4 protein-coding genes are annotated in these 4,712 nt (G+C 76.6%); all 4 read left to right on the forward strand.

Annotated elements, in window-relative coordinates:
- Positions 1–1,985, forward strand: a 1,985-nt coding sequence (locus tag WCS02_RS17585; RefSeq protein ID WP_340295560.1) for an alpha-galactosidase, incomplete at its 5' end; no start/stop codon positions are given.
- Positions 1,986–1,997: 12 nt separating this feature from the next.
- Positions 1,998–3,053 (forward strand): tryptophan--tRNA ligase, encoded by a 1,056-nt coding sequence (gene trpS / locus WCS02_RS17590; protein WP_340295561.1) that lies wholly within the window; start codon positions 1,998–2,000, stop codon positions 3,051–3,053.
- A gap of 8 nt (positions 3,054–3,061) precedes the next feature.
- The gene (locus WCS02_RS17595) at positions 3,062–3,652 is read left to right on the forward strand and encodes a 2'-5' RNA ligase family protein (RefSeq protein ID WP_340295562.1); all 591 of its coding nucleotides are present in this window, start codon (positions 3,062–3,064) and stop codon (positions 3,650–3,652) included.
- A 1-nt stretch (position 3,653) separates the two neighbouring features.
- Positions 3,654–4,712 (forward strand): YihY/virulence factor BrkB family protein (locus tag WCS02_RS17600; protein WP_340295563.1); only part of this gene is annotated, 1,059 nt, incomplete at its 3' end.

The following is a 4,712-nucleotide window of genomic DNA, read 5'->3' on the forward strand; positions in this document are numbered from 1 at the left end:
GGTCCGGCAGGCCCGGCCTGGCCGCGCACCGGGACGGCCGCGCGGTCGTGCCGCGCTGGCGGGCGACCGTGACGGAGGAGCCCGGCCGGCTGGTCGTCGAGGGCCGGGACGAGGGCGCGGGCGTCGCGCTGCGCACCGCGTACGCCCTGGACGAGCACGGCGTCCTCGTCGTCGGGCACGCCCTGACGAGCACCGTCGACGGGCTGCTCGACGTCGGTGGCCTGCTCGCCGTCGCGCCGCTGCCTCCCGGTGCCACCGAGACCCTCGACCTCACCGGCCGCTGGTGCCGGGAGCGCTCGCCGCAGCGGCTGCCGCTGGTGCACGGCGGCAGGGTCCGCGAGTCCCGGCGCGGCCGCACCGGGCACGACGCGACCCTGCTGCTCGTCGCGGGCAGCGCCGGGTTCGGCTTCGGTGCCGGCGAGGTGCTCGGCTGCCACGTCGCCTGGAGCGGCGACCACGTCCACCTCGTCGACCGGCTGCCGGAGGGCGCCGGGCGCCACGCGGGCGTGCTGGGCGGCGGGGAGCTGCTGCGCGCCGGCGAGGTGCGGCTGGCGGCGGGGGACACCTACCGCAGCCCCGACGTCGTCTTCGCGTGGTCCGACGAGGGCCTGGACGGGATGAGCGACCGGCTCCACCGGCACGTGCGCGCCCGCCCCGGGCACCCCTCGACGCCCCGGCCGGTCACCCTCAACTCCTGGGAGGCCGTCTACTTCGACCACGACCACGACCGGCTCGGCGCGCTCGTGGACACCGCGGCCGCGCTCGGCGTCGAGCGGGTCGTCCTGGACGACGGCTGGTTCCTCGGCCGCCGCGACGACACCGCCGGCCTCGGGGACTGGGTCGTCGACCCCGACGTCTGGCCGACCGGCCTCGCCCCCTTCGCCGACCGCGTCCGCGAGCACGGCATGCAGGTGGGGGTCTGGGTGGAGCCGGAGATGGTGAACGTCGACTCCGACGTCGTCCGCGCCCACCCGGACTGGGTCCTGGGACCGGCCGGGCCCGACGGCGGTCCGGGCGGGACGCGGCCGTGGCGCGGCCAGCAGGTGCTCGACGTCACCCGCCCCGAGGCCTGGGCCCACGTGCTGGGCCAGCTCGACGCCATGGTCGCCGCCGAGCGCCCCGACTACCTCAAGTGGGACCACAACCGCGACCTGCACGAGGCGGTCGGCGCGGACGGGACGGCGGCCGTGCACCGGCAGACCCTGGCCGCCTACCGGCTCATGGACGAGCTCCGGGCCCGGCACCCCGGCCTGGAGGTCGAGTCCTGCGCGTCGGGCGGTGCCCGCGTGGACCTCGGCGTCCTCGCCCGCACCCAGCGCGTCTGGGCGAGCGACTGCAACGACCCGCTCGAGCGCCAGGCGGTCCAGCGCTGGACCGGGCTGCTGCTGCCGCCCGAGCTCGTCGGCACCCATGTCGGGCCGGCCCGGTCGCACACCACGGGCAGGGTCACCGACCTGGACCTGCGCTGCCTCACGGCGCTGTTCGGGCACGCCGGCATCGAGTGGGACGTGGTGTCGTGCACCGACGAGGAGCGGGAGCGCCTGGCGGGATGGGTCGCGCTGCACAAGCGGCTGCGCCCGCTGCTGCACGGCGGGCGGACCGTGCGCGCCGAGGAGCACGACGGGGCCTTGCTGCACGGGGTCGTGCGGCCGGACGGGGGCCACGCCGTGTACGCCCTCGTCCGGCTGGTCACCGGCGCCGACGCCGTCCCCGGCCGGGTGCGGCTGCCGGGCCTGGACCCGGCGCGCCGGTACCGGGTCCGGGCGGTCGACGTCACGGGCCGCGACGAGGTCCGCCTGGTCGGCGCCGCCGCGGCGCAGCCGGCCTGGTGCAGGGGTGCGGGGGTCGAGGTCGGCGGGGCCGTGCTGCTGGGTCACGGCCTGGCCGCGCCGGTCCTCGACCCGGGCGCGGGCGTGCTGGTGGAGGTCGTCGCGGTCCGGGGTGCGCAGGCACCGGCGCAGCACGGCGGCCGGCCGCCCGGCTGACATGATGGGCCGGTGAGCACAGCGCCCGCCGGCACCCAGCCGGCCCCTGACCCGCGCGCCGGCCTCCCGAGGGTGTTCTCGGGCATGCAGCCGACGTCGGACTCCCTGCACCTGGGCAACTACCTCGGCGCGCTGCGGCAGTGGGTGGCCGTGCAGGAGGACCACGACGCGTTCTACTGCGTCGTCGACCTGCACGCCATCACGGTGGAGGTGGCGCCGGACGTGCTGCGGCAGCGGACCCGCCGCACTGCCGCCCAGTACCTGGCCGCGGGCGTCGACCCCGACCGGAGCACGGTGTTCGTGCAGAGCCATGCGCCCGAGCACGCGCAGCTGGCCTGGGTGCTGGGCTGCATCACCGGCTTCGGCGAGGCCAGCCGGATGACGCAGTTCAAGGACAAGAGCGTCCGCGGCGGCTCCGACCGCAGCAGCGTCGGGCTGTTCACCTACCCGATCCTCCAGGCCGCCGACATCCTGCTGTACGGCACGCACCTGGTCCCGGTCGGCGAGGACCAGCGCCAGCACCTGGAGCTCACCCGCGACCTCGCCCAGCGCTTCAACGCCCGCTTCGGCGAGACGTTCGTCGTGCCCGAGCCGTACATCCTCGGCAGCACCGCCAAGATCATGGACCTGCAGGACCCGACGGCCAAGATGTCGAAGTCCGCCCAGAGCGCCACGGGGCTCGTCGACCTGCTCGACGACCCGAAGGTCGTCGCCAAGCGGATCCGCTCCGCCGTCACCGACACCGGGCGCGAGGTGCGCTTCGACCGCGAGGAGAAGCCGGGGGTGTCGAACCTGCTCGGCATCCTCGCCGCGCTCACCGGCGCCACCCCCGAGGCGGTCGCGGCCGGCTACGAGGGGAAGGGCTACGGCGACCTCAAGGCCGACGTGGCCGAGGTGGTCCTCGCCGAGCTCGCGCCGTTCCAGCAGCGCTTCACCGAGCTGCTCGCCGACCCCGCCGAGCTGGACCGGGTCCTCGCCGCCGGGGCCCTGCGGGCCCGCGAGGTCGCCTCGGTGACGCTCGCGCGGGCGAGCGACCGGGTGGGGTTCCTGCCGGCCGGGCCGGTCTGAGCCGCGCCGTGACGACGTCGTGGGACCGGCCCTCGCGCGGGCCGGCACCGGCCGGGCAGGAGGGGACCGTCACCCTCGGCGTGGCCGTCGCCGTGCCCGAGCCGTTCGCGGGGGCGCTGCGCGACGGGCGGGCGAGCACCGGTGACCCGGCCGCGGCCGCGGTCCCGCCGCACGTCACCGTCGTCCCGCCCGTGCAGGTCGCCGCCGACGAGGTCGACGACGTCGTGGCCCACGTGCGCCGGGTGGCCGCCGGCGTCGAGCCGTTCGTCGTCACCCTGCTCGGCACCGGCACGTTCCGCCCGGTCTCCGACGTGGTCTTCGTCCAGGTGGTCGACGGCGCGCGGGCGTGCGACGCGCTGCAGGAGAAGGTCCGGACCGGGCCGCTCGAGCGCCGCCTCGGCTTCCCGTACCACCCGCACGTGACGGTCGCCCACGACGTCCCGGCCGCGGCGCTGGACGCCGTGCAGGGCCAGCTCGCCGACTTCCGCGCCGCGTTCGACGTGGCGGAGGTCGCCGTGTACCGCTGCGGCGAGGACGGGGTGTGGCGCGTGCTCGACCGGGCCCCGCTGGGCGGCGCGGCCGCCGACGGGGCGGCCTGAGGTGGCCGGTGTCGGCAGCCTGCTCGGCAGGCTCTTCCGCAGCCGGGGCTGGCGGGCCAACGCCCGCGTGGGCCAGGAGCGCGGCAACATCCTCGCGGCCGGCATCGCCTTCTACGGCGTCTTCAGCCTGTTCCCGCTGCTCGTCCTCGGCCTGGCCGCCGCCGGTGCCGTCGTCGGCGGCAACCAGCAGCTGCAGGACCAGATCGTCGCCTTCGCCGCCCAGGCGCTGCCCGGGGTGATCGGCGAGGGCGGGGACGCCCTGGTGAGCGCCGACGACCTGCTGGAGCGGGCGACGAGCACGACGGTGCTCGGCTGGTCGGCGGTCCTCGGTGTCGGCGCGCTGCTGTTCACCGGGCTGGGCTGGATCGCCGCGCTCCGGGAGGGCATCCGCGGCATGTTCGGGATGCCGGTCATGGCGCTGGACCCGGTGCGGGCCAAGCTCTACGACCTGCTCGTCCTGCTCACCCTCGGCCTGCTCATCGTCAGCACCGCCCTGGTCAGCGTGGTCACGCAGACGCTCACCGCCGAGCTGCTGCGCCTGGTGGGGCTCGAGGGGTCCCCGGTGGGCACGGTCGTCACCAAGGGCCTGGTGCTCGTGGTGGGGCTCGTGCTCAACACCGGGCTGTTCGTCGTGCTGTACCGGGTGCTCGCGCACTCCTCGACGCCGTACCGGACGCTGCTGAGCGGGGCCGCGCTGGCCGCCGCGGGCGTCGTGCTGCTGCAGCTGCTCGTCGGTGTCCTGCTGCGCAACGTCGGCGGGGGCGCAGGCTTCCTCACCGCGTTCGTCCCGGTGCTGGCGCTGTTCGTCTGGCTCAACCTCAACGCGAGGGTGATCCTGTTCGGCGCTGCTTGGGCGTCCGTGGGACCGGTCCCGGCCGAGGCCGCCGCCGAGGCGCAGGAGCCCGTCCTGGCCGAGGCGGTGGCCCTCCCGGCCCGGCCGCTGCCGCCCGTGCTCCCGGTGCGCTGGACCGACCGGGCCGTGCTCGGCGCCGGGGTGGTCCTGGGGGCCAGCGCCGTCGCGGTGGGCCAGGCGGCCGGCGGTGCGGCGAGGGCGGCGACC

The organism is Aquipuribacter hungaricus (assembly GCF_037860755.1).
GTDB classification, from domain to species: domain Bacteria; phylum Actinomycetota; class Actinomycetes; order Actinomycetales; family JBBAYJ01; genus Aquipuribacter; species Aquipuribacter hungaricus.